The sequence below is a fragment of the Iodobacter sp. genome, from assembly GCF_025352645.1.
Classification (GTDB): Bacteria; Pseudomonadota; Gammaproteobacteria; order Burkholderiales; family Chitinibacteraceae; genus Iodobacter.
This window is the reverse complement of the sequence record NZ_JANXSO010000017.1, coordinates 1-18,518: the sequence shown is the minus strand read 5'-3', so window position 1 is coordinate 18,518 and position 18,518 is coordinate 1. Positions and strand designations below refer to the sequence as shown.

18 protein-coding genes and 1 pseudogene are annotated in these 18,518 nt (G+C 48.4%); 3 read left to right on the top strand and 16 right to left on the bottom strand.

Going from position 1 to position 18,518, the window contains the following annotated elements; all coding sequences use genetic code 11:
- Positions 1 to 526 precede the first annotated feature (526 nt).
- From Q0R17_RS01795 to Q0R17_RS01775, 5 genes are all read right to left on the bottom strand, one after another.
- Positions 527 to 1,948, bottom strand: a complete 1,422-nt coding sequence (locus Q0R17_RS01795; RefSeq protein WP_293931613.1) for a sigma-54-dependent Fis family transcriptional regulator — start codon at positions 1,946 to 1,948, stop codon at positions 527 to 529.
- A 100-nt stretch (positions 1,949 to 2,048) separates the two neighbouring features.
- Positions 2,049 to 2,462 (bottom strand): hypothetical protein, encoded by a 414-nt coding sequence (locus Q0R17_RS01790; RefSeq protein WP_293931612.1) that lies wholly within the window; start codon positions 2,460 to 2,462, stop codon positions 2,049 to 2,051.
- Positions 2,459 to 3,766 (bottom strand): phosphatase PAP2/dual specificity phosphatase family protein, encoded by a 1,308-nt coding sequence (locus Q0R17_RS01785; RefSeq protein ID WP_293931610.1) that lies wholly within the window; start codon positions 3,764 to 3,766, stop codon positions 2,459 to 2,461. The genes Q0R17_RS01790 and Q0R17_RS01785 overlap by 4 nt, the downstream gene beginning before the upstream one ends.
- Entirely contained in the window at positions 3,763 to 5,385 is a 1,623-nt protein-coding gene (locus Q0R17_RS01780; protein ID WP_293931607.1) for a bifunctional alpha/beta hydrolase/class I SAM-dependent methyltransferase, read from the bottom strand. Before Q0R17_RS01780 ends, Q0R17_RS01785 begins: the two co-directional genes overlap by 4 nt.
- 44 nt (positions 5,386 to 5,429) lie before the next feature.
- Entirely contained in the window at positions 5,430 to 8,063 is a 2,634-nt protein-coding gene (locus Q0R17_RS01775) for a cytochrome c peroxidase (protein WP_293931604.1), read from the bottom strand.
- A gap of 336 nt (positions 8,064 to 8,399) precedes the next feature.
- Here Q0R17_RS01775 and Q0R17_RS01770 point away from each other — a divergent pair, with 336 nt between their 5' ends.
- A complete protein-coding gene (locus tag Q0R17_RS01770) occupies positions 8,400 to 9,290 on the top strand; it encodes a hypothetical protein (RefSeq protein ID WP_293931601.1) in 891 nt (296 codons plus the stop codon).
- A 237-nt stretch (positions 9,291 to 9,527) separates the two neighbouring features.
- Here Q0R17_RS01770 and Q0R17_RS01765 read toward each other — a convergent pair whose 3' ends face one another.
- Both Q0R17_RS01765 and pnuC read right to left on the bottom strand, forming a co-directional pair.
- Entirely contained in the window at positions 9,528 to 10,037 is a 510-nt protein-coding gene (locus Q0R17_RS01765) for an ATP-binding protein (protein WP_293931598.1), read from the bottom strand.
- Positions 10,034 to 10,591, bottom strand: coding sequence for a nicotinamide riboside transporter PnuC (pnuC, locus tag Q0R17_RS01760; protein ID WP_293931595.1), 558 nt, complete (start codon positions 10,589 to 10,591; stop codon positions 10,034 to 10,036). Before pnuC ends, Q0R17_RS01765 begins: the two co-directional genes overlap by 4 nt.
- Positions 10,592 to 10,657: 66 nt before the next feature.
- On the opposite strand from pnuC, the gene Q0R17_RS01755 reads away from it, so the two are divergent.
- Positions 10,658 to 13,018, top strand: a complete 2,361-nt coding sequence (locus Q0R17_RS01755) for a serine/threonine protein kinase (RefSeq protein WP_293931592.1) — start codon at positions 10,658 to 10,660, stop codon at positions 13,016 to 13,018.
- Between the two features lie 115 nt (positions 13,019 to 13,133).
- Here Q0R17_RS01755 and Q0R17_RS01750 read toward each other — a convergent pair whose 3' ends face one another.
- Positions 13,134 to 13,529 (bottom strand): hypothetical protein, encoded by a 396-nt coding sequence (locus tag Q0R17_RS01750; RefSeq protein ID WP_293931589.1) that lies wholly within the window; start codon positions 13,527 to 13,529, stop codon positions 13,134 to 13,136.
- Between the two features lie 167 nt (positions 13,530 to 13,696).
- Here Q0R17_RS01750 and Q0R17_RS01745 point away from each other — a divergent pair, with 167 nt between their 5' ends.
- Positions 13,697 to 14,857 (top strand): iron-containing alcohol dehydrogenase, encoded by a 1,161-nt coding sequence (locus Q0R17_RS01745; RefSeq protein ID WP_293931586.1) that lies wholly within the window; start codon positions 13,697 to 13,699, stop codon positions 14,855 to 14,857.
- Here the strand turns inward: Q0R17_RS01745 and Q0R17_RS01740 are convergent.
- The 8 genes and pseudogenes from Q0R17_RS01740 to Q0R17_RS01705 all read right to left on the bottom strand — a co-directional run.
- A complete protein-coding gene (locus Q0R17_RS01740) occupies positions 14,854 to 15,375 on the bottom strand; it encodes a GNAT family N-acetyltransferase (protein WP_293931583.1) in 522 nt (173 codons plus the stop codon). The genes Q0R17_RS01745 and Q0R17_RS01740 overlap by 4 nt on opposite strands.
- An 81-nt stretch (positions 15,376 to 15,456) precedes the next feature.
- Positions 15,457 to 15,816 (bottom strand): nuclear transport factor 2 family protein, encoded by a 360-nt coding sequence (locus tag Q0R17_RS01735; RefSeq protein WP_293931580.1) that lies wholly within the window; start codon positions 15,814 to 15,816, stop codon positions 15,457 to 15,459.
- Between the two features lie 77 nt (positions 15,817 to 15,893).
- Entirely contained in the window at positions 15,894 to 16,244 is a 351-nt protein-coding gene (locus Q0R17_RS01730) for a metallophosphoesterase (protein ID WP_293931578.1), read from the bottom strand.
- A gap of 19 nt (positions 16,245 to 16,263) precedes the next feature.
- Positions 16,264 to 16,623 (bottom strand): metallophosphoesterase, encoded by a 360-nt coding sequence (locus Q0R17_RS01725; RefSeq protein ID WP_293931575.1) that lies wholly within the window; start codon positions 16,621 to 16,623, stop codon positions 16,264 to 16,266.
- 25 nt (positions 16,624 to 16,648) lie between these two features.
- A complete protein-coding gene (locus Q0R17_RS01720) occupies positions 16,649 to 17,557 on the bottom strand; it encodes a hypothetical protein (RefSeq protein ID WP_293931572.1) in 909 nt (302 codons plus the stop codon).
- Positions 17,558 to 17,587: 30 nt separating this feature from the next.
- Positions 17,588 to 18,076, bottom strand: a complete 489-nt coding sequence (locus tag Q0R17_RS01715; RefSeq protein ID WP_293931570.1) for a GNAT family N-acetyltransferase — start codon at positions 18,074 to 18,076, stop codon at positions 17,588 to 17,590.
- A 112-nt stretch (positions 18,077 to 18,188) separates the two neighbouring features.
- Entirely contained in the window at positions 18,189 to 18,338 is a 150-nt protein-coding gene (locus tag Q0R17_RS01710) for a hypothetical protein (RefSeq protein ID WP_293931568.1), read from the bottom strand.
- Between the two features lie 46 nt (positions 18,339 to 18,384).
- Positions 18,385 to 18,518: pseudogene (locus Q0R17_RS01705) on the bottom strand (IS701 family transposase); the annotation flags it as partial.

The following is an 18,518-nucleotide window of genomic DNA, read 5'->3' as shown; positions in this document are numbered from 1 at the left end:
TTAATTCAATACAGACAAAAGGCCTTGGGATGATGTCTAGAATTGCACTCTATTTTTGCATGGGCAGGGCGGGTGCAACCCCATATGCGCCAACAAAAAAATCATGATGTGAATCAGCGGGTTAAATCTTAAAGTGCAGAGAGAGCAACCTGCGGGCGATGCTAAAAAATGCGGGTTGCATCCCCCTACGATGTTTCAATGTTTGTAATAGGTAGATCTCTATTTTTAACGGGTGCTTTCTTGGCTAGAAAGTCTATCTTGTTATTTAGGATGGAATGCCTAGTCCGTACATTAAGCCTATAAGACTATTAGTAAGCATGATGTGTGCCAGCAATAAGAATTGAGCAAATATGCGGCTTGAGAATAGATTAGACCGAGGGTTGTCTATAAAATGAGACGACGCCAGCAGGGGGCGTGCACCAAAATGTAATAAAGCTAAGGGTCTGGTGAGCCATCGCCCCGTCTCATTATTAGGATGTTATTCTCGATAATGAGACGGGTTTTTTAAGCTCAGCAGGCTACTTGTTCAGTTTGCGGGGCTCATTTTAAAGCTGGCGATTTTTTTATACAGTGTAGCGCGGGCAATGCCTAGCTTGGCGGCGGTGCTGGGTATATGCCCAGCGCAACTTTTTAGTGCGTCAGAAATGAGCTGCTGCTCAAAAGCGAGCATGGCGTCGTTATGGTTTAGGTTTAAGGGTACGGGGTTGGGGCTTGGGCTAGCTGCTGGGTAAAGGAGGGGGCGCAAATCTTCTGCTTGTAAGACGGCACGATCACTGAGCATCAGGCTGCGCTCTAAAATATTATGCAGCTCACGCACATTACCAGGCCAAGGGTATTGGCTAAGCAGGGCGATGGCCGAGGGCGCTAAGCGGTGTTGCCCCAGCCCGCTGGCGGCCAGTTTTTTTAGAATGGCATCGGCTAAAAGGCCTAGATCACTTTGCCTTGCCCGCAGCGGTGGTAATTCTATGGTGAGCACATTCAGCCGGTAAAACAGGTCGGCTCTAAACTGCCCTTCTTGAATGAGCCTGGTCAAGGGGGCGGAGGTCGCTGCGATGATGCGCACGTCGACGCGTTGTACTTGATTAGAGCCAAGCGCTTCAAACTCTTTATCTTGTAAGACACGGAGCAGTTTGACCTGTAAGGCAGGCGGCATATCGCCGATTTCATCTAAAAATAGCGTGCCGCCGTGGGCGAGTTGAAATTTACCGATACGCCCTTTTTTATCTGCCCCCGTGTAAGCACCCGCCGTTGCCCCAAATAGCTCGGCCTCGAGCAGCGTTTCTGGAATGGCCGCCATATTCAGCGTAACCAAGGGCTTGTGCGCACGCGGGGAGGCGGCATGAATCGCGTGCGCCAGTACCTCTTTACCTGTGCCGGTTTCACCCAATAATAAAATAGGGGCGTCTCTTTGCGCCGCGCGGCTGGCTTGGCGCTTTAGCTCCCGAACGCTATCGCATTCGCCAATAAAATGGGCAAATGAATACTTAGCACGGCGGGCTTGTGCCAGCGATTCATGTGCTACCGCTAATTCTTTTTGCAGGCTAGAAAACTTGGCTACTAGCGGTGCTAGCGATTGAATTTCATCAAATAAAGCAAAGCCAATTGCACCAATTAGTTGGCCTTGTTGATCTTTTAATGGCAGCCGAGTCACTACCAGCGTTCTTTCTGCCGTTTCCATTAAATCTAATAAAATAGGTTGGCCGGTGCGTAATACTTCCCGTAATTGGCTATTAGGGATGACTTCTTCTACGGCTTTGCCAATGGCGTTAGCGGGGTCTTTAAAGCCAAAGCGATCGGCGTAGCGGGCATTAATCCAAACAATTTTGCATTGCTCATCCACAATCACCGTGCCTTCGGAATGGTCTTCTAAAGTACGAAATAAAGATTGCAACGCCAATTGCCGCTCATTATGGCCGTCGGTTAATTGATTTGGGTAAATATCAGACATTGCCCATAATCCTTTACTCACAGGGATTTTTTACCATAACACGCAGCAGGCTTATCTGCTTCATTAGAGCACGGGTTTGCTGAGAATCTGTTGTACAAAATCAGCTGATTAATAATCCTAATAAAACAAACCAGCTTAGCCATGAGTAAAAGGTGCTGATTAAATAATGACGTATCAGCTTTTTAATGCCCAACATGCGTAATGCTAAAGCACGCGGCGGGGTGTTTTTGCCAAATAGGCTATGTAATGCTTGATCGAGCTGTAGCAAATCAGTTTCACTTTGCAGCTGAGTTAATAATTTTTCATCTAGTGTGATACGCCAGTAAAAATAATATTGAATCGCAGCGCTTAGGCTGCTAGCCATCAGTAGCCCTATTTCTACTTTGTTGAGGATATGGCTGGCAGCCAGCCAATAGCTGATTAAAAATAAAAATGGCGTGGGCCACACTAGGATTTTGCAAGAAGCAAGCGTTGCCCCACTCAATTTAAAAAATAGCGATTCTTCATCTTTCATTTTATGCCATCACAAAGCTGGGCTAATTGATTGAGTTGCGTCTCGCTTAATATAAATTTACTACGTTTTTTTTGGAGTATTTCCCGCGCTTCATTGATGTCTTTTGCTTGCTGGCTCACTACCAGCCAAGCCAATACTACGGCTGCGCTTCGAGTTAGGCCAAGAGCGCAGTGAACCAATACCGGCTGAGGCATGGATTGCAGTGTGCGTACGCAGTGCTGCAAGGTTTGCTGATCGGGTAGCTGTAAATCTAACAGCGGGCATGAATGATAAATCACCGTTGATGGTGCTTGCCTATCGTATTCTGCAGCAAGATCGAGTACAGATTTAAAGCGTGGGTCTGTCGCTGCGCTGATCGGCCCTAGCCATACGCCTTGGCTAATTTCTTCAGCACCGGCCAGCGATTTTAATAAATAGTGGTGCACCAGTTGCATGACAAAAGAGTAGGGCCAAAGTAAGGCTTGTGCTGCAAAACGTCTTTGTCCGCGATCTTTTTGCATGACCCTAGGCCCTAGCCCTAGGTAGGCGGCGGTAAGGATCAGCAAGGAAGTGACTGGCCAAAGCAGTAGCCAAGCCCAGCCTTGCAGGTAAGCAATGATGAATGACAAAAACAATGCACTTGCTAAATAGCGCAAGGCCAGTTTGGGCGTGCTTTGCCGTGGCGTATTCACAGCTAAAAACAAACTCACACCAGGCGTTGGCAATAAATAGCAGACTACAAACCCGAGTAAAAACCCGCTGGGCACATCCCAAAAATGATGTTGCCAAGTGGTCAGTACGGATAGTCCAATCAGGGCAAACCAAACGTGCAGCAAAGGCTGCCAGCGTGCAGGAGTATGGGCGTAATAGCGCAGCCATAGCACGGTAAGCAGGCCGATATGCAGCGATGGTGCTTGATTGAAAGGCTTGTCAAAGCCCATTAAAAGCGTAAACAACTGGCCGAAAGCACCATCAAGCTCAGGGCGCTCAAAGCTAAAACGCATCGGGAACAACACAAAGAATAAGCAAGAGAGTAGTGATGTGGCTAAGAGACGCTTGGCGTGGGTATTGAGCTCGCCACGGCTGGCGCATATAAATAGAGAAATGCCATAGAGCAGATCGATGCTCCAGTAAGGCACGATAGTCCAGGGCCAGAGCGGGATCTGCCGCTCCCAAGCCATGGCGATATTTCCAACTTCAGCTAGAGGCAAGGACGCGGCGTAGTGATTAGCCGCGCCATAAAAAATAAAAAAACCTGGCCCCAGCAGCACTAACCACAAAAGGGCGAGCCGCCACGGGCGTTGTGCGGGCAGATGAGCCGTCATGCCTGAGTCGTCTCGCTATTTGCTTGCGCAGAGTGGGTGGTTTTTCCAACTCGACGCGCTAAGCTCACCGTAAAAATGCCCCATTCATCAATGCGTTGGGTGATTTTTTCAAAGCCAGCTTGCTCAACTAACTGATCCATTTCGTATTGAGTACGGCGGCGCATAATCCAATCCGCCCCGCTTCTATGACTGGTCAGCGTGCGGGCGATGAGCTCAAGCTGCGGGTGCCAAGGTTGATTGGTGTAAACCAGAAAACCACCTTCGGGTACCGCCTCAGCAAGACCAGCCAGTGATGCTTTGATGGGGGCGTTATCAGGGAATAACTCATAAAGGCCGGATACTACGGCCAGCGTGGGGGCAGGGGAAAGGTTGGCTAAACTGGCTTGATCAAAAGCATCGCCCTGCTGAAAATCAGCCAGATGCGCTAATCCTTTTTCTTTGATCAGCGCTTTGCCCGCCTCTACATTGATAGTGCTGTAATCACGTAATAAAACGCGGTCGATCTGATGGCCAGCAACAGCATCCAGAATATAGCGGCCATGCCCTGCGGCGATATCCACAATCTTTACGCTTTGCTTGCTTTCTGTGAGTGATTTGATGGCTGCGCCAATTAATTCTTCAAGGTTTACCTTGCGCTGGCGTATGCCTTTCCAGCCTACGCTATCTAGGTAGGTGCGATCACCAAAGCGGCCCAGTGGGGACCGCCCAGAGGTTTGGTTTTTATACACATAATCTAAGGTGCTGCCAGAATCAAAACCAGTTTCCCAACCTAGCCGAATCCCATCAGAAAGCTTGCCTACGGTAGCAAGAGATAAGCGGGTTAAGGCAAAATGCCAGTGTTTTAGGGTAAAGGGCGAGCTATTTTGCTGCAGCTGTTGATATTCATTGGCGGTGTAGCCGCTTTTGTCTGCGTGGCTTAAATCAACTTTGGGCACGCCCGCTTCAACTTTCTGGATAAAGCTGCGAATCAGCGTAAAGGCTTGGGCGCGATCTTTTTCGCCCAAGGTATCGTGATAAAAGCCCTCTAGTGTATGCATTTCTTTGCATGGACTACCAAGGCGTTCAAAAAATGTACGCTGCGGCGCTTGGTGCACCACAAAATCTGCACCTGATATCAATAACTGGGTTGGGGTTTGGATGGCACCTGCATCGGCAATAATCCGCTCGGCCGTGTCGTAGAGGCCTAGTAGGATATTGACTGAAATAGGGCGGGCAATCAGCGGATCGGTATTGTAAGAGGCAATGCGTTCTGGATCATGCGTCAAAAACTTGGCTTTTACATAAGAATTAACATAAAAATTGCCGCGCAGCTTTTCCATCAGCCGCAGGCCAGGCCTTGCCAAAGGCACGTAAAGCTTCACTTTAAAGGCGGGGGACGCCAGAATCAGTGCGCGGATTTTTGGGGCGTAATCGTGCACCCATGTCGATCCCAGTACCGCGCCTACGCTTTGCGCAATCACGATGACTTCTTCCATTGCATAGCCATAAGTTTGGCAAAGATAATGAACAAATGTATCCAGATCGCGTACGGTGGTGCCAAGGCTTGGGCTGTAGCCACGTGGCCCGCTATTTTTGCCGTGGCCACGGGCGTCCCAAGCAAATAGGGCGGTATCAGGCATTTGCAATTCGTCCGCAATATGCTGCAAGCGCCCAGAATGCTCGCTTAACGCTGAAACAATTCCTTTGCCGTAGCAGGGCCTGTTCTTGGCTCGGCAGAAATCGCTTTCATAAATTCGAATAGCGCATTGATTTCATTTTTACTTAAGCCTAGCGATTTAATCTCTGGCGAGGTTTTAGGGAAATTCGGGTCGAATTTATCTAAGCCAGTAGGCAAGGTTTGCACCATGCCTGCGTTATACATGGCTAATACACCGACGCCATTGCCCATAGAGAACAAGCCATTGTGCATATAATTGCCGCTATAAATAATATCGCGCAGCATTGGGGTGCGGAATTTTCCAATATCGGCTGGGTTTTTAGTCACTTCATAACGGCCTAAATCTTCTAATTCACGGCCGTAATAATGCAGGCCATTGCTGTGGTATTGGTTATCCGACATTAAAGGCGTGTTATGGCAATTAATGCAGCGCGCTTTGGTGCGGAATAATTGCAATCCCCATAGCGCGTCATTGCTTAGCGCTTTGCGATCACCTTTTAAGAAGCGGTCAAATTCGCTGTCTTGGCTGGTGATGGTGCGCTCAAAAGTGGCGATGGCCTTGGCAATGCGGCCGGCATCGATGCTGCTGTCGCCAAAGGCTGCGGTAAAGAGCGCGGCGTATTCGGGCGCTGCGGCAATTTTATACGCGGTTTGGCTTAGGCTTTGGTGCATTTCCAGCGGATTGCTGATTGGGCCTTTGGCTTGTTCTTCTAGCGATTTGGCGCGCCCATCCCAGAATAATTCTTTGACGTAAGCGGTGTTGATGATGGTCATCGCATTACGGCTGCCCAGCTGGCCAACATGGCCTTCGGATAATTCTTTCGGGTCGCTCCAGCCATTTTTAGGGTCGTGGCAGCTGGCGCAAGAGATTAAGTTATTCCGTGAAAGACGCGGATCAGCAAAGAGCTTTTCACCCAGCGCTACTTTTTCTGGCGAGTAAGGATTGTTGGTGGGGAAACTAGGTGCGGGCAGTAAGCCTAAATCGGCAAAGCCTTCCTTGGTGCTGGCGTCCAGTGTAGGTGTGGGCCAGTTTGGCTGGATATTGCTGCCTGCTTGGTAGCGTGAATACTGATCACGCCAGCTGGCGAGTTCAGCATCACTTGGGCGAGTGTTTGGGCCAGTTGGCACACGCTCAAAGAAGGGGCGGGCTGTTTGGGACAACAGTACAACACGTGCCGTACTAGGGTTTTGGGCGCTAGGCGAGTTGGCAGAAATACTGCTGAGCTTGTCTGCTGTGCCGGTCCAATAGCTGGCTTTGCTATCCAGGTAGGGCATGGCTAGTCGCAGCTCGGCGTTTTCTGCATCCAGTGCCATGGTAAGGATTTTGCTCATTTCTGCACTAGTGGGTAAGCGCCAGTTACTTACGCCGCATGCTCCGGTATTGCTGGCAGTCAGCAGTGTTTTAACTTGCTCTGGGCTGAGGCTTTGATTGGCGAGTGCGTTTTTATCTGAAGGGGTAAGTAGGCGGATTTCTGCTTTCTGCTTGTTTGCCAGCAAAGTCCTGTCATTGATATCCACGCAGGCGTAAGGCTGGCCAATTTTGGGCAATTTGCCTTCATTCGTCAGCGGAATATAGTTCGGGTCAGCTTGATCTTCTTTACTTGGTGCATCTGGAATAGTTGTTCCACGAACTAGACGCAGTGCACCGTAACGCTCTTTGGCCAGCAAGGTGGAATCGAGCGTTTTATGCGTGTCGTTAAACCATACCGCTAAAAAGCCATGCACTTTTCTGAGTGTGTCGCTCCAGTAAAAAGTAGGCTCAGCATCTGGGAATGCGCGGCGATCAATGGCGGCGAGCTGCTTGCCCGCATCGTATTGGGAAGGATCGAGCAGGGTTTTTAACTCGGCCTCAGTTGGGGTGCGCCAATCATCAAAGCCGCATAATTTGGCTTCGTTTACTTTTTCGCTGTAGTCCGCAGGGGTGCAGACTTCTAAGCTTGGGTCGCACTGGCCTTCATTTATTGCGCCACGCACCATCGCAGGCAGGTAGCGGTGTTTGGCTGCGCGTAAACCATCGGTGGTTTTAACTTCCCAGCTTAAGCCGGTTTGGCTATCGGCCACGCAGCCTGCGCGAGTGGCTTCATCGCTAAGTGTTGCACCACTGTCTGCATCTTTACGGGTGTAGCGCTGGGTGGGCGTGCTGCCACTGATAGCCTGCATGCTAAGGTTGTAAAACTGACGAGCATATTCAGCGCTGACCAGCGTATGCGCTACGCCGTTGGCATCGAGTAATGCTTCAATATTTGCTAAATGTATGGTTTGCTCTTTGGCAAAGCGTGCCGCATCGCTGGCGGCAATTTGAATGCCATTATTGGCATCGTCGTCTTCATCTAGTGTCAGCAAAAGCTGCATGATTTTGTGCGCATCGGCTTCGTTTTTAGCGAGGGTCAGCGGCGTAATCATTGCGCCTGCTGCCACCTGGCCAAGTACGAGCGAGCCAATATGAAAAGTGACCATCTCGCCGTCTACATACTGATACTCGCCATTGGCAGTGGTGCGGCCATGCTGGCTACGCGTATCGTAATCAACGCCCGCGGTTTTAAGTAAGATTCCGGTTTTTATTTCTGGCTGAGAGTCGCTGGTGCAGGCGGTAAAAAGGGAGAGCGAACAAAGGAGGGAGGCTAGATATTGCAGTTTCATTATGGAATACGAATTATTATCAAGCGCGGATTGTACGCTTGTCATATTCTATTTGGCTATTTGTTTGTAAGCAGGATGCGTAGCTTACACTTAGGTTTTTGAGTGGCATGAACCTTGTATGGGTGGCAATAGTGTATGCGCACTGTGCCACTATTTTATACTGAGTCCATTGCAAACCCTACAGACTCTGCCTTAGGAGTAAGTTAGCATAGCTTGATCCTAGGTTGGGTCTGGCCATATTTTGTTGTGTTGTAATTTATCTAGTATTTGTTTTTTAAAATTTATTTATATTTTCATTGGATGTTTTTTATTTTCTATCGTGAAAAAGGAAGAGAGATGGATAAAATAATAACTATCCTTGTATGCATTTTTTGTATTTTACCTGCACATTCAGAAATACAGCTTGATAAAAATTTTTTAAATGAATTGCACGGGATTACTACTGAGTTAGCTATTTCTGAGGGTATTAGCGCAGGATATTTCTCTGAGCCTGCAGTAATGAATGATGAATCAGATTTTGATATAAATATTGTGCGGTTACCTATCCCCGTTTATTCGATAAAATTAGGCGAAGGCATGCTTTTTACAGGGTTAAAGCTGGGATATTTAAGAGCAAAAAAAGAGTATTACAAAGGGGAATCATTTCCTGATGGCGCAACGTTTAATATTAAAAATTGCAGTGTGGCTTTAGTTGTTGCTTATCAGTATGATTTTTTGCAGTCTTTTTTTATTAATTCAGAACTTGCTATTGCTCGATCTAAAATGACAGTTGATATTAAAAGTGATGATAAAGCGTATAGAGGATATATGAGCAGTTATGCTTGGGCTGTTAATCCTTCGGTTGGTGTTTATTATAAATATACTAAAGGCGAGGTGAATAGCTTAATGGGGATTGATTTTCGTTCTGTGCAAACGATAGACACAAATGAAGGCATAACGCAGATAGAAGATCTAAGAAGTGATATTGTTAGTGCTAAGATAGATCTGGATAAAAGTACAGGTTTTTATGTGTTTGATACCCCTGTTTATCCTCTTGGGTTTTTATATCTAAGTAAATATATAAAAGGTAACTCGATTAGCCATTATATAGCAGAGCTCGGTACGGGGTTTTATGTGCCACTGGGAGTCATCGCTGGGCAACCGCGATTATTAAAACTAAGTACCTCGATCATTCGGGGTGAAGAAGGATTTAGAGGTTGGACATTAGGGGCTGCACTTGCCCTATAAGTGGTTTCTTTTTCCTGATTATGCCTTTTGCTTACTGCATCATAAATACCGTAGGGCGGGTGCAACCCGCGTTTTTTAGCATCGCTCGCGGGTTGCACCCGCCCTTACAACTGCAAAAACAGGGTGCAACTGTAATAAATCGATTTACATTAGCGTTATTGAGCAAGAGGCGATCAGGTTCTTTTTAATGCAGAGGGCAAAAAATTTTAAATATCTTTGCCCTCTGTGCCCTAGTACTTAGTGTTCTAACCCCATCCCTAAAACCGCCTTCATCGCTATAGCCAATCGTCTCTCCCTGATTCCTTCCACCACCACATAATTCGCGCCACTGGCTTTTAAATCAGCTTCGTAAAAATCAAATAAATAATCTCTATCGTCTGGATTCTCTCGCAGAGGGTCTGGCTCCCACGGGAGGTCAGGGCGGGTGAGTAGGTGTAAGGCATAGTCTTGCGGGCGGTAGAGGGCGGTTAGCTCGGCGGGGCAGTGGCCGTAGCGCACCTCCGCCCATATTTTGCATACCAGCACCGTGGTGTCACAGATCAGCAGTGGCGCAGGCACTGCGTTTTCTGCGGCAAGCTGGCCTTGGGCGATGCGGATAATATCGTCTAGGCCATAATCATTTGTGCCTTTGGCGGCAAAATATTCGCGTACATATTCCGCCACCCACGGCGCGTTTAGGGCTGCGGCTAGATCACGCGCTAGGGTGGATTTGCCGCAGGATTCTGGCCCAACAATGGCAATTTTCATGCTGCGGCAAGCTCTTTTCGCCAACTGATCCAGCCTGATACTGCGAGGGCAGTCAGAATCACATAGAGAATTGCCGTAAGGTGCAGGCCCTTATAGGCATAAACGCCAGCCGCGATTAGATCCAGCACAATCCAGAACGGCCAGTTTTCTATTTTTTTGCGGGCCTGCATCCACTGTGCCAGTAGGCCAAATACAAAAATACCAGAATCTAGCAAGGGTAAATCGGTGGGTAAAAACTGTACTTGAAAGCGAGTCACTAAAAGCGTGAGCAGCGTGCCGCCACCTCCAATAATCAGCCATTCGCGGCGAGTCAGCTTGCTGATGGCGACAGAGGCATCGGAGGCGCTTTTTTTCCAAACCCACCAGCCATAAAGGGCAAGCGCGGCGTAAACGAATTGCAGTAAGCTTTCGCCAAACAAATGTGCATCAAAAAACAGCCAAACGTACAGTAAGCTGGCCAGTAATTGCAGCGGCCAAGTGAGCACATGGCTGCGTGTGGCAAGCCAAATACCCAGCAAAGATGCGATAAAACCAATGATTTCTAATATAGACAAGACAGGAGGCTCCGAATTTAAGCGTGGTAAGGCTATATTGCTAAGAAGAAAAAGGAAAGCGTCGTTATGAAAGAATTTGCGGGAGGTCGATTTAAAGTTGTCAAAGAATTAGGGCAGGGCGCGCAAGGTTTGGTTTATCTTGCGAATGATACGCAGTTGGATCGCCTTGTGGCGATTAAGGTATTACATAGCCACTCGGTGACTGCCGCCGATGAGGCTAAAATTGTTAGCCGCCTGCAGCACCCCAATATTGTGGCCTTGTACGACACGCTGGTTAATAACGGCCACCCCTGCTTGGTGTTTGAATATGTCAAAGGCCAAACGCTGGCCCAATTGATTAGCCGTGATGGCGCGATGACGCCAGTAGCTGCAGTAGAAGTTATTTGCGGGGTATTAGAGGGGCTGGCTTATGCCCACGGGCAGGGGCTCATTCACCGTGATATTAAGCCGCATAATGTGATGCTGGATGAGCAAAATCGCCCGCGCTTGATGGATTTTGGTATTGCAGCTAAACGCGGCAGCAAAGAAGCAGGCGGCATGATCGGCACGGCGGGCTATATGGCCCCTGAAATGATGCAAAACCAGCCTGTTGATGCCGAAGCCGATGTGTTTGCGGTAGGAATGACGCTTTATCAAATGCTGACTGGCCATACCGCCGCCGAGGGCGAATCGGTATTTACCATCTTGCACCGCATTGCCAACGAGCCCTTTGTGCCGCCATCTAGCCTTAAAGATAGTGTGGATGAAAAGCTCGATCATCTGGTGATGGTTGCCCTATTTAAAAACCCGCAAGAGCGCTATCACGATGCGCATTCTATGTTGCTGGCGCTGCGCGAATGGCTGGGTGGGCAAAATCTGCAAGAGGGCGTTGATACTAGCGGTAATAGCACCTTAGATTTTTTGCTACGGCGCATGCGCCACACCGCCGATTTTCCTGCGCTATCGCAAGCGGTTACGGCGATTAATAAAATTAACGAGGGCGATGCAGAGCGCTTGCAAGTGCTATCAGAAGTCATTTTGCAAGACTTTTCTTTAACCAATAAATTATTACGAATTGTTAATTCTGCTAGTTATGGCCATTTTGGCGGCACGATTAGCACTATTTCTAGAGCCATTGTGATTTTAGGCTTCGATACCATAAGAAATTTAGCCATCACCCTGTTGCTATTTGAGCATATGCATAATAAATCGCAAGCCGTTGCCTTGCGCGATGCGGTATTAAGCGCATTTTTTGGTGGAATTTTATCCCGTGAGTTGGGCAAAAAAAGTGGTGCACGCGATGTGGAAGAAGGGCTGATTTGCGGCATGTTTACCGCGCTGGGTAAATTACTGACGGTTTATTATTTTCATGAAGAAAATGTTGAGATTAATAAACGGGTGCAAGCAGGCGGGCATGAAGAAACTGTATCGGTGCAAGTATTGGGTTTGGGTTTTAGAGATTTAGGCGTAGGCGTGGCGCATAGCTGGAATTTTCCTGAACGGATCACCGCCAGCATGCGCTCCTTACCCGAAGGTGGTATTAAAGCACCGCAAAATCAAACCGAAAGGCTGCGCTTATTTGCCAATTTAGGTGCAGGGCTAGTGCCTTTGGCTTATATGCCCAAAGCTGCGGCAGAGCGTGCTTTAATTGAAATGGAAAAAAGAATTAGGCCGGTTTATGCGTGGACGGCACGCGAATTAGGCGATTTATTAAAAGACTCTGCAAGCGCTTATCTTGGCTATTTATCTATTTTAGGAGTCGATACGCGTGATAGTGAGTTTGCCAATAAATTACGCCAGCTCACTGGGGTGCTCACCGAAAATCCAAATGCCCCTTTAGTGGCGGATACCCTTGATCGCGCCCAATTAATGACTCGGCAATTTGATTTAGATGCAGATATTGCCGCATTGGATGAACATATTATCCCCCCTGCAGAAGCATTAGCGGCAGGGGTGCAAGATATTACCAATACCTTAGTCACCACCTTTAAATTAAATGATGTTTTGCAAATTATTTTAGAAACCATGTATCGCGGTATGGGCTTTGAGCACGTATTGATTGCCACCAGAGACCCAAAGAAAAATAAAATTGTGGGGCGCTTTGGTTTTGGCGCAGAAATTGGCGACATTATCCCGCACTTTCAAATTGATTTGGATAAAGCCGTGGATGTATTTCAAGTGGCAATGGAAAGAAACGCAGATATTTTTATTGAAGACATTAATGTTGAATCAATCCGCTCACGCATCCCTAGTTGGTATCGCACCGCATTAGCATCACAAACCTTTATTATTCTTCCCTTAGTACTAGAAAAACGTACTATAGGATTGCTATATGCAGATAAAACCAAGGCCGGAAATTTAAAAATTGCGGGTAAAGAACTAAACTTATTAAAAACCTTAAGAAACCAAGCTTTGCTAGCGATTAGGCAAAAACAAATGGGCTTGTGAGGCTTGAATTACCATTATGTAGGGTGCCATCGCGGATGTACAACGTGGGCAAAATACGTGCCCACCCTACAAATTCTACATATCCTTAATTTGATAGAATTGGGTTTTACCTGCCTTAGTTTGTTGTAATTAACTGGCCTGTAAAGCGATCTCGGTTTGCCCAATAAGCACATTTTGGGCAGGCTTCACCTACCGGATAATCCGTGCCTTCTTCATGCGGGCAGCCCAAAATACGCTCTGGGGAAATCACAGACATCACGCTATGCTGGGCGATAAAAGCCAGCATTTCGGTCATCGCCTTGGCATCCTTACGAATATCGCCGTCATCAGCAAACCACTTTTGCAGCGCAGTCACTTCGCCTTCTTCTTCTACAATAATGCCGACCGCTATTTTATTGGCTAATTGATTATTAGGGCCATAAAAAGTAACCGTTGCAATGGGATAGCCATTAAAGCCGCGTTTGGCTTTTTTCTTGAGTTTATCTTGATACCAAGTTGCTTTGAGTGACATCTTAAAGGCCTTGAGGCTGTTTGCTAAGCCGCGAAGTTTACCCACCTTAATTGCACTTGAAAATATCATGCTCAGATCAACGCTATGCCTTGCTTGCGGTATTGCAGCGACGTCATCCTTTTACGTGTAAATCGGCGTAAGCTTACACCTTGTTAGAGGAGGAAATCATGCAAAATTTTAGCTTTTACGCACCAACACGTATTCACTTTGGGCAGGGGCAGCTGGCGCAGCTTGCCCTTGAAATCCCTCACGGTGCGCGGGTATTACTGGTCTATGGCGGCGGTAGTATTAAAGCGAATGGTACTTACCCAGCGCTGTTGGCGGCTTTAGTAGGGCGTGAAGTGTTTGAGTTTGCAGGGGTAGAAGCCAACCCAGAGTACGAAACGCTGCTGCGTGCGGTAGCGCTAGCCAAATCCGCATCAGTGGATTGGGTTTTGGCCGTGGGTGGTGGCTCGGTGGTGGATGGGGCCAAGTTTATTGCGGCGGCAGCGCGGCTAGATTCTGGGATTGATCCTTGGCTCATCGTTGGCAATCGAACCAAGCTGCACGATGCGCTGCCGATTGGCGTGGTGCTCACCTTACCCGCTACAGGCGCAGAGAGTAATTTTGCCTCGGTGATTTCACGCCGTGCAACGCAAGATAAAATGTCATTTAAAAATGCGCTGGTTTTCCCGCGCTTTGCGGTGCTCGACCCGCTACTGACGTGTAGCTTGCCAGCGCGTCAAGTGGGTAATGGCGTGGTGGATGCCTTTATCCATACTACAGAGCAATACCTCACTTTTCCTGCTGAGGCACGTTTGCAAGATCGCTACGCCGAAGGCCTGCTGTCTACCTTAATCGAAGTGGGGCCGCGTACGCTGGCAGATTCAAATGATCTGGATGCGCGCGCTAATTTTATGTGGTGTGCTAATCAGGCGCTATTTGGCTTGGTTGGCGCTGGCCAGCCGCAAGATTGGGTAAGCCATGCGATCGGCCACGAGCTAACTGCCTTGTATAAGCTAGATCATGCGCAAACGCTGGCGGTGATTTTGCCAAGCTTGCTGCGTTATTGCTTTGACGATAAGTTGCTAAAGCTGGCGCAATATGGCCGCCGTGTTTGGGGCTTGGTGGGAGGCGATATAGAAGTGGCGCATGCGGCCATCGATGCCACGGTTGATTTTTTTGAGCGCATGGGGCTGCCAACGCATTTAGCGAGCTACGGGCTAAATGCCAATGAAGTGGCGCAGGCAGTGGGGGAGCTTTTGCCTAAGCATAAGTCTTTTCCCTTGGGTGAGCGCGCCAAGCTAACGCTGGAAGATTGCGTGGCGATTGTAAGAATGGCAGCCTAAAAATGGAGGGTGAGCGCATAGCAAACTTCATGCAGGGGGTGACCAGTAAGTTGGCTGTCGGTTTTTTGCTGCCCGTTTACACGAAAGCCACATTGCTCATAAAGCTGGCGTGCGCCTAGATTACCTGCAATGCACCAAAGCACAATATTTTGGTAAGAAAAACGCCGAGCGCTAGCAATAGCATCCATCACCAGCCGCTTACCAATCCCCTTGCGCCAAGCGTGTGGGGCAATATTCAGTGCCCAAAGCTCAGCGCTATGGCTTGGGCATTCAAAACGTGGCGTGCCTAATAGATAAAACCCTGCCACCTCTTGCGCTTCTTCAATTAGCGCTAGATAAAAGTGCGGCGAAAGATTCTCCAGCTTTAGTCTTAGTGATTCTATATTTGCAGCGGGGTTCAGTACGGCTAAATAATCAGCAGGCATAAAGGGAGTGTAAGCTGCCTGCCAAGCCGCAACGCGAATTTGCCCAATGGCTGCGGCATCGGCGGGCAGGGCGGGCCTGATGACTTGTGGCATGGTTATCTACTAGGCTGAGTGCTGAGTTTGTGTAGGGTAGGTAAGCATTTTTGCCCACGTATGCAGTATAAAATCTAGGCGCTAACTAATATCAGTTAGTCTAAATATTTTATTGTCTTTAAATTCAAACTCAGATTTTCCTTGCAATGAAAGTTTTTCACCGGCTTTTAGTCCATTGGCTAAAACGGCTTGATAATGAATGTTCACCAGAATCAGTTCTGCGGATTGGCTAGTGCTTTGTATGGTTTGTGCCCGAGATATAAACATCCCCGCAGCTTGAAGCGCCATTTCCTGAAAAGCATCAATCCCGACGGCTTGTGCGGTGGTTGCTCCATTGGAAATATTTGTAAAAACAATGTCAGGATGGATCAGCTGAATCATTTGCTCGATATCAAATTGATTATAAGCAGTAATATATTTTTGAATAAGAGCGATACTCATAAAAACTCCTGTTAAGAGATATTTAGCAAGGGGTTATCATTTGGCTTGTGATTCTTAAAATATGTTCAGCCTGCTGGTCACGGCATATATCCTGACATTAACGCGCTAGACCAGTCCGCTCTGCCTCTTGCCTGTGCAAGTTTTGCCATGGCTTTGTGTTTGTAAGCCACACTGATTAACAGGCTTTGCCAGTTGTTTTTTTGCTGCTCAACGATGGCGTAGCGGGCGTCGGGGCTGCCGTTTTCTACTTGATGATAAAAAGGCTGGCTATCTTCATAAGCGGGTAGGCCAACGCTGCCAGGGTTGACGATCAGTTGCCCGTTGATGGTTCTGATGGATCTGGGGATATGCGTATGGGCACAGGCAATCAGCTCGGCGCTTTGCTCGCCAAGACGGCTTCGGATTTCTGCAGCCGTTGCCATCCTCATTTGGCCATCCGCCAGCGTTTCAAGCAAATATGCTATCGCTGTTTGGCGTGCCGTGGCAAAGCAGTATTTCTGGGGAATAAGCTTGGCAAGGCTGGAGTGTGGCCAGCCATGCTAATTCAACCTCCCCCAATTGCGAGTAAGCAAATTCATCAGAAAGCCCTTTGGCTGCTGACGCCAGTAGCTGGCGCTCGTGATTGCCGGCTAAATGAACCCAATTTTGCGCCATTAAAAATTGTGCCGTTTCTAATGGCATCAAGGGGCCAGACAGGCTATCCCCCAGATTAATCACCGCATCCACGCCACGGCCTTGCATATCTTTGACTACCGCTTCAAGGGCCGGCAAATTGCCGTGGATATCAGAAACAAGGGCGAGGCGCATGGTGGCTCCAAAGTGTGTATTTTTTTTATGTAGCGTGGGCGCCTGCGCTCACGCTGAGTGATAAACAAATGTATTTGTCATTCAGCTCGCCCAGCTCTTTTAGCTCTGCATCACACCACGGCTGCTCGTTTGCGGGCAGCTGTTCAAAGAATGTACAGGCCGCTTGATGGTTGCGAGTGAAAGCCTCGCTGTTGCCTCGCTTACTTTGTGCAATAGCCAAGATGGCGTGGGCAAAAAACAACTCGAAAGCGGGGGCGTTGTTTTGCAGGCAAACATCTAGGCAGTTCTGCGCACTGCTTAAGGCAGCATCGGCGTGCTCGGCTTGTAATGAGCTGCGGCAAAGCCGGTAATGGGCGCGCTCAACTTCCAGCCATGTGCCGGTCAGCTGCCAATATTTTAGTGCGCTTTGCGCCGCCAAAATCATCGCGTTGGTTTCTGCGGCATGACGCGGTCGGATCTCTTCAAGCGTACAGGCCAATGCATTGCCCGCTATCGCTAGGGCACGGTGCACGGTGGTGGGCAGCGGCTCTGCAATGGTTAATGCTTGGCTGAATTGCTCAATCGCGCCCTCAATCGCGCCTTGCGCTGCGAAAATGCTGCTGGTGTTGGCTAAAACATGGGCCTGCTCGGCGGCGCTGAGCGTTGCTAGTATCGTGCTCTGGCCTGATGCATAGCTGAAAATGGCGCAATTTAGGCGAATTGCATCTGCGGCCACGGTGTCTGTGGCTGGCAAAGTATTAAGTAAATCAATGCCCTGTCGCCACCGTGCTAAATGCTCGCCGTACACATGGCAAATCAACCTTGCCAGCGCTAAAGTCTGCGCCGGTGATTGAGGTACGGGCATCGTGTTAGCGAGGCGGTTGGCAACATCCTGAGGATGATCGCCATGATCTGCCCAAGCGGTTTGGATAAAAGCTTCAAAGCTTACAGTCATTTTTTTCTCTTGAGAATCTAGGCGGATAATTTACACGCACTCCATGACGATTGCATCATCTGCGTAAGCTGTTGTTGGTTTTTTGTATGGCTCAATAAATCCTTGGCGCTGCCAAAAGGCCAAAGCGGCGGTGTTGTTGGCAATCACGGCGATGCGGATGCGTTGGCATTGCCAGCTTTGAGCGATGCTTTTTAGCTGTTGCATGGCGATCGAACCAAAGCCTTGGCCTTGGAATAACTCGTCAAATAACAGTAAACCAAGATAGGCGATGCCTGTTTCTGGGTAGTGACGGCACAAATCGGCGCAGCCAATCAGGCGCTCATTCAGATAAAAGCCAAAAACAAATTTATTATCAGGGCTGGAGTCAGGCGGCAGCGCTTGCATGGCCTCAATCGCGGCTGTGGCTTGAGGTAGATACCCCTCGACCAACAAGCTGTAAGCGGGCGCACTTTCTAGCAAGGCTTGCAGGGCGGCTATATCGGTAGCGATATCTAACTGGCGGTAGTGGATATTGAGCATGGTGGCCGAGGTATTGTTTGAGTTGGTTTTTATTTTGCAATGGCGCTTATTCTGCGTAAGTGGTCAGTAAACTCTATCTTGCCATCCGCCGCGCAAAGTGTGTTTAGCTCATTCAGGTATTCGTCATAAAAATGGCTGCAATCGTCAGCGGATAAAAACGCCAGATCGTAGCTAAGGCTTGAAAACACTGCGAGGTAATACCAGGGTACTTTTTATGAAAATCGATCAGAAACTGCTCGGCTGGGGAATGAGTATTGAGCATGGGAGGCCTATGCAGTGGTAAGTTCAAAGTAGTGATTGATCTGATGTTACGCAGCCCGCAGGTTTTGTAGTTCCACCAAGGCCTGCTGGGTTGCTTTGATATAGAGCTTGGCGCGTAGCGCAAAGTGGTTAGCTTTGTGCTTGATCTTTAAGCTTTCTAGCTTGAACACCGCGTAAATCG

Bases quoted from the DNA above. Each gene is read 5' to 3' on its own strand.
- Q0R17_RS01740 (WP_293931583.1), bottom strand. From the start codon at position 15,375: ATGCCACAAGTCATCAGGCCCGCCCTGCCCGCCGATGCCGCAGCCATT.
- Q0R17_RS01765 (WP_293931598.1), bottom strand. From the start codon at position 10,037: ATGAAAATTGCCATTGTTGGGCCAGAATCCTGCGGCAAATCCACCCTA.
- Q0R17_RS01745 (WP_293931586.1), top strand. From the start codon at position 13,697: ATGCAAAATTTTAGCTTTTACGCACCAACACGTATTCACTTTGGGCAG.
- Q0R17_RS01725 (WP_293931575.1), bottom strand. From the start codon at position 16,623: ATGCGCCTCGCCCTTGTTTCTGATATCCACGGCAATTTGCCGGCCCTT.
- Q0R17_RS01720 (WP_293931572.1), bottom strand. From the start codon at position 17,557: ATGACTGTAAGCTTTGAAGCTTTTATCCAAACCGCTTGGGCAGATCAT.
- Q0R17_RS01730 (WP_293931578.1), bottom strand. From the start codon at position 16,244: ATGAGGATGGCAACGGCTGCAGAAATCCGAAGCCGTCTTGGCGAGCAA.
- Q0R17_RS01710 (WP_293931568.1), bottom strand. From the start codon at position 18,338: ATGCTCAATACTCATTCCCCAGCCGAGCAGTTTCTGATCGATTTTCAT.
- Q0R17_RS01715 (WP_293931570.1), bottom strand. From the start codon at position 18,076: ATGCTCAATATCCACTACCGCCAGTTAGATATCGCTACCGATATAGCC.
- Q0R17_RS01775 (WP_293931604.1), bottom strand. From the start codon at position 8,063: ATGAAACTGCAATATCTAGCCTCCCTCCTTTGTTCGCTCTCCCTTTTT.
- Q0R17_RS01780 (WP_293931607.1), bottom strand. From the start codon at position 5,385: ATGCCTGATACCGCCCTATTTGCTTGGGACGCCCGTGGCCACGGCAAA.
- Q0R17_RS01750 (WP_293931589.1), bottom strand. From the start codon at position 13,529: ATGTCACTCAAAGCAACTTGGTATCAAGATAAACTCAAGAAAAAAGCC.
- Q0R17_RS01755 (WP_293931592.1), top strand. From the start codon at position 10,658: ATGAAAGAATTTGCGGGAGGTCGATTTAAAGTTGTCAAAGAATTAGGG.
- Q0R17_RS01735 (WP_293931580.1), bottom strand. From the start codon at position 15,816: ATGAGTATCGCTCTTATTCAAAAATATATTACTGCTTATAATCAATTT.
- Q0R17_RS01785 (WP_293931610.1), bottom strand. From the start codon at position 3,766: ATGACGGCTCATCTGCCCGCACAACGCCCGTGGCGGCTCGCCCTTTTG.
- Q0R17_RS01770 (WP_293931601.1), top strand. From the start codon at position 8,400: ATGGATAAAATAATAACTATCCTTGTATGCATTTTTTGTATTTTACCT.
- Q0R17_RS01790 (WP_293931612.1), bottom strand. From the start codon at position 2,462: ATGAAAGATGAAGAATCGCTATTTTTTAAATTGAGTGGGGCAACGCTT.
- Q0R17_RS01795 (WP_293931613.1), bottom strand. From the start codon at position 1,948: ATGTCTGATATTTACCCAAATCAATTAACCGACGGCCATAATGAGCGG.